General features: G+C 68.2%; 4 protein-coding genes. 2 read left to right on the top strand and 2 right to left on the bottom strand.

Annotated elements, in window-relative coordinates; translation table 11 throughout:
* Positions 1-11: 11 nt before the first annotated feature.
* Both BDIM_RS09955 and der read left to right on the top strand, forming a co-directional pair.
* A complete protein-coding gene (locus tag BDIM_RS09955; RefSeq protein ID WP_040345685.1) occupies positions 12-1433 on the top strand; it encodes a PQQ-like beta-propeller repeat protein in 1422 nt (473 codons plus the stop codon).
* 31 nt (positions 1434-1464) lie between these two features.
* Positions 1465-3090: a ribosome biogenesis GTPase Der gene (gene der, locus BDIM_RS09950; RefSeq protein WP_040345682.1), complete on the top strand. Its 1626-nt coding sequence runs from the start codon at positions 1465-1467 to the stop codon at positions 3088-3090.
* Positions 3091-3166: 76 nt separating this feature from the next.
* On the opposite strand, the gene BDIM_RS09945 is transcribed toward der, so the two are convergent.
* Positions 3167-4447, bottom strand: a complete 1281-nt coding sequence (locus BDIM_RS09945) for an O-antigen ligase family protein (RefSeq protein ID WP_244911839.1) — start codon at positions 4445-4447, stop codon at positions 3167-3169.
* Positions 4448-4478: 31 nt separating this feature from the next.
* On the bottom strand, positions 4479-5133 hold a 655-nt coding region (locus BDIM_RS09940), incomplete at its 5' end, for an SDR family NAD(P)-dependent oxidoreductase (protein WP_040345680.1).

Raw genomic sequence — 5133 nt, 5'->3', positions numbered from 1 at the left:
GGACGCCAACCATGACCAAAACTCTTAAAGTCGCCCTGTTGAGCGGTCTGGCCCTGACCGTCGCGTCATGCGGCACGGTCCGCAACGCCCTGCCGTTCGGTCTGGGCGGAGACAAGGAGCCGGTTGCGACGGCGACCGAGGGACAGCGTGTCTCCATCCTGGAGTTCGAGCAGCAGCTCGCGCCCTCCGCGGCCCTGTCGGGTCGTGACTTCTTCCTGCCGGGTCCGCAGGCGGCGACCGCCTGGAGCCAGCCCGGCGGCAACGCCGAGAACGCGGTCGAGCATGTGATCGCCGCGCCTGAGTTCACCGTCGCCTGGCGGCGCGACATCGGCGCAGGTTCGGCGAACGATCGCCAGGTCATGTCCCCGGTGGTGGCCGAGGACGGCAAGATCTTCGTGCTGGACGGCGAAGCGGGCGTGACCGCCGTGGACGCCGGAACCGGCGCGGTGCTGTGGAAGGCCAGCGTCAAGGTCGAGGAGGCTGATCGCGGCCGTCGCTTCCTGGGCGTTGGTCTGGGCGGCGGCAAGGGCGGCGGCGGCTTCGGCGGCGGCGTGGCCGTCAGCGGCGGCAAGGTCTTCGTCTCGTCCGGCTATCGCGTCATGACGGCGTTCGACGCCAATACGGGCGCCGAGCTGTGGCGCACGCCGGTCGATCTGCCGATTCACGGCGCGCCGACGGTGTCGGGCCAGCGTGTCTATGTCGTCGACGTCGACAACCAGCTGATGGCCTTCAACGTGGCCAACGGCCAGCAGGATTGGTCCTATCGCGGCATCACCGAGCCGGCCCGCATCATGCGCGCCTCCAGCCCGGCGGTCAGCGGCGGCACGGTGGTGGCGCCCTTCTCCTCGGGTCAGATCGTGGCTCTGCAGGCGACCAACGGCCAGCCGGTGTGGGAGCAGGTGCTGTCGCGCACCAGCCGCACCAGCGCCCTGTCGGAACTGCGCGACATCGCCGGTCGTCCGGTCGTCAGCCGCGGTCAGGTCTACGCCATTAGCCAGTCGGGCGTGATGCAGGTGATGGACCTGCGCAGCGGCCAGCCGAAATGGTCTCTGCCCATCGTCGGGGTGAACCAGCCCCTGCCGGTCGGCGACGTGGTCTATGTGGTGTCTCAGGCGGGCGAACTGACCGTGGTCAACCGCGAGACGGGCCAGGTCTATTGGTCGCGCGACCTGAACGAGGGCCGCGTCCGCAAGGAAGGCGGCTTCCTGGGCTTCGGCAAGCGCACCGTGCGTCCGGTCTGGTCCGGTCCGATCCTGGCGTCCAACCGTCTGGTTCTGGTCAATTCGGACGGCGAGGCCGTGGCCTTCGATCCGAAGACCGGCGCTCAGACCGGCAGCCTGAAGCTGGGCGCGGCCGCCTATATCGCCCCGGCCGCCTACAACGGCGCCCTCTATGTCCTGACCGACAAGGGCCAACTGGTCAGCATCCGCTGACCTTTTCACCGATTTAAGCTAGAAGGCCGACATGGCTCTGAAGGTCGCCATCGTCGGCCGCCCCAACGTGGGCAAGTCGACACTGTTCAATCGCCTCGTCGGCAAGCGCCTTGCGCTGGTCGATGATCGCCCCGGCGTGACCCGCGACCGCCGCTACGCCGACGGCGTGATCGGCGACATGGATCTGACCCTGATCGACACGGCGGGGTATGAGGACGTCACCGACGAAAGCCTGGAAGCCCGGATGCGCGAGCAGACCGAGGCGGCGATCGAGGACGCGGATCTGATCCTGTTCATGATGGACGCGCGCGAAGGCGTGACCTCGCTGGACCGTATCTTCGCCGATCGCCTGCGCAAGGTGCACAAGCCCGTCGTCCTGCTGGCCAACAAGTCGGAAAGCCGCGAAAGCGGCGGCGGCGTGGGCGAGGCGCACGGCCTGGGCTTCGGCGAACCGGTGCCGATCTCGGCCGAGCACGGCGAGGGCATGGCCGACCTGTATCAGGCGATCCTGGCCGCGTCGGAGGACATCTTCGTCGAGGAAGTCGACGAGCCGGAAAAGCCGATCCGCATCGCCGTCATCGGCCGTCCGAACGCGGGCAAGTCGACCCTGATCAACCGCCTGATCGGCGACGACCGCCTGCTGACCGGGCCGGAAGCCGGCATCACGCGCGACTCCATCTCGGTGGACTGGGTCTGGGAAGGCAAGAACATCCGCCTGATCGACACCGCCGGGATGCGTCGCAAGGCCCGCGTCCAGGAGAAGCTGGAAAAGCTGTCGGTCGCCGACACGATTCGCGCCATCACCTTCGCCGAGGTGGTGATCATGGTGATGGACAAGGACGACGCCTTCGACACCCAAGACCTGCAACTGGCCGATCTGGTCGAGCGGGAAGGGCGGGCGCTGGTATATGTCGCGTCCAAGTGGGATCTGGAAGAAGAGCCGCAGTCGCGCCTGGCCGAGCTGAAGCGCCTGGCCGACGACAAGCTGCCGCAGCTGCGCGGTTCGCCCTTCGTGGCCCTGTCGTCCTTCAACGGCCGCGGCGTCGAGCGTCTGATGCCCGCCGTGCTTCAGGCCTATGACACCTGGTCGGTCAAGGTGAAGACCAAGGATCTGAACGACTGGCTGTCCCTGGCGACCCAGAGACACCCGCCGCCCGCCGTGGACGGCAAGCGCATCAAGCCGAAATACATGGCCCAGACCAAGGCGCGTCCTCCGACGTTCGTGCTGATGGCCAGCCGCGCCGCGTCCATGCCGGAACACTACAAGCGCTATCTGATCAACTCGATCCGAGAGAGCTTCGACCTGCACGGCACGCCGATCCGCCTGAACGTCAAGTCGGGCTCGGCCAACCCCTATGCCGAGGGCGGCGCCAAGTCCGGCCCGGAACGCTTCAAGGGCGACGCCAAGACCGCCCCGCGCCGGGTGATCAAGGCCGAGAAGGCCGAGAAGCTGTCCAACCTGCCCGGCAAGGCGCTGGAGCAGAAGGCCAAGGCCGGCATCAAGCCCAAGGTGAAGCCCCTGGGCGGGTTGAAGGCCAGCGCGTCCAAGAAGGCGGGCTCCAACGCCTTCATCGGCAAGGGCGCGCGCGGCGGCGCACGCCAGGTGTCCCGCTCGGGCCGCGTCCGTACGGGCCAGAAGGGCGGCGCCAAGCGCTGACGATGTCGTCCCGGCCAACGGGACGTCTTTCGCTCATTGCTCAGGTCTGCGCTGATCGCTCCGCCTTGCGCGGCGATCAGCGTGGGCGACTGGGCTGTTCGGGTTCGTCGCCGAGCGCGAGCTTCAGGGCCAGGGCGACCATGACGACCCAGCGCAGCTCATGCCAGTTCATGGCGATGCTCTCGCTGAGCATGGTGAAGGTAAAGGAGGCCATCATCGGCAGGGCCACCCAGCCGCCGGGACTGGTGTAGGCCGCCCATAGCGATTGCGCCCATATCTGCACCAGCCACAGGGCGAACAGGATGACGCCGCCCAGTCCCAGGGCGATGTAGATCTCCAGCCAGCCGCTGTGGGCGTCGGCGGGGATGAAGTGGGCCTGGTGGCCGATCCAGGCCTTGGGGCCGGTGAAGCCGGGGTCGTCCCATACCGCGCCGTAGCCGAAGCCGCGCCAGGGGTGCTCGGACATCTGCTGCATGATGCCGGACCAGATTTCTGTGCGGCCGGTCAGGGTGGCGTCCTTGCCCAACAGCCCCAGCACGACGTCGGTTTCGGCGGAGATCAGCAGGGCGCCGCCGATGACGACCACGACGGCCAGCCAGGTGGCGACGACGGCTCGCAGGGGGCCGGACTTCACCACGGCGACGAAGCCGATGGCGCTGAGCGACAGCAGCAGCACCAGCAGGGCCGTCTTCGAGGTCGACAGGATGACCAGCGCCACCGAGACGACCGCCAGGCCGAACCACAGCTTGCGCCGCTCGGGAGCCATGACGCCTGCGGCCAGCAGGAAGATGGTGGTCTTCACCATGACATGGCCCAGGCCGTTCTTCTCAAGCCACAGGCCGCGCCAGGCGCCGGGGAAGAGCTCCTGCATCCGGCCGAAATCGGGCAGCAGCGCGCCCAGCAGGAAGGAGAGGACGGCCAGGGCGCCGAGGGTTCCCGCTATGATCTCGGTCAGGCTGCGCCAGCTCCACCGCGAGGCAAGGGCCACGCCCGCCAGGGTGGTGAACAGCAGGGCCGGAATCCGCCGCGCCGTCAGATCGGGCATGATGGACCAGAAGTAGGTGGCCGCCGTCAGCAGCAGCAAGGCGATCAGCAGCGGCGATCGGACCATGCCCCTGATCGCGCGCTCGGGCCTCATGCAGACCAGCACCACAGCCAGCAGATAGGCCGGATAGTAGAAGTTGCGAAGGAAGTCGGCCGAGCGCGCGCCGTAGTCGGTCAGCGGCGCGCTCCAGAAGCCGACATAGGTGAGGATCAGGCCGACTGAAGCGATCAGCGCCACAACGTCGGCCAACGGGGCGGCGCGGACCAGCGGCAGGGACGAACGACGCAGCGTTGAGCTTGTCGCGGTTCGCACGTCCGTCGCCGGTCCTGTCGGCATGAAGACCCTAGACCAGGGCGTCCGCCGACAGGCCTTGCTTCCATTCCTTGAAGCTGACCGTCAGAGGCGGAGTGAGATCAGGGCGGGCCAGTTCGACGATCAGGGGACCGATCTCCGAAGGATGCGGCAGAACGCTGGGATCTTCGCCCGGGAACGCCTGGGCGCGCAACTGCGTCCGCATCCGACCCGGATCGACGATGCTGGCGCGCACCGGCGTGCTCTCGATCTCGTCGGCCCAGCATTTGACCAGGGCCTCGGCGCCCGCCTTGGTCGCGGCGTACATGCCCCAGAAGGCGCGCGGCTGGCTGGCGACGCTGCTGGTCAGATGGATGGCGCGTCCGGCGTCGGAGGCGCGCAGAAGCGGCTCCAGCGAGCGGATCAGGCGATAGACGCCGGTGAAATTGATCTTCTCGACCTTGGCGAACTCGCGCGGTTCGGCGTGGGCGACCGGGGTCAGGCCCGACGGGCCCATGGTGGCCGCCGCCTGAACCCAGATGTCCAGCTTGCCGAAGCGTTGGAACAGGGCGCCGCCCAGGCGGTCGATGGCGCCGCCGTCCACCAGGTCGAACGGGACGAGGCTGGCGTGCTGGCCGGTGGCGGCGAAGATCTCGTCGTCCAGCTCCTCCAGGGCGCCCTGGGTGCGCGCGGCGGCGACGACGTGG

The sequence above is a fragment of the Brevundimonas diminuta ATCC 11568 genome (genome assembly GCF_000204035.1).
Taxonomy (GTDB): Bacteria; Pseudomonadota; Alphaproteobacteria; order Caulobacterales; family Caulobacteraceae; genus Brevundimonas; species Brevundimonas diminuta.
The sequence above is the reverse complement of the archived record's forward strand: the minus strand, read 5'-3'. Positions and strand labels throughout refer to the sequence as shown.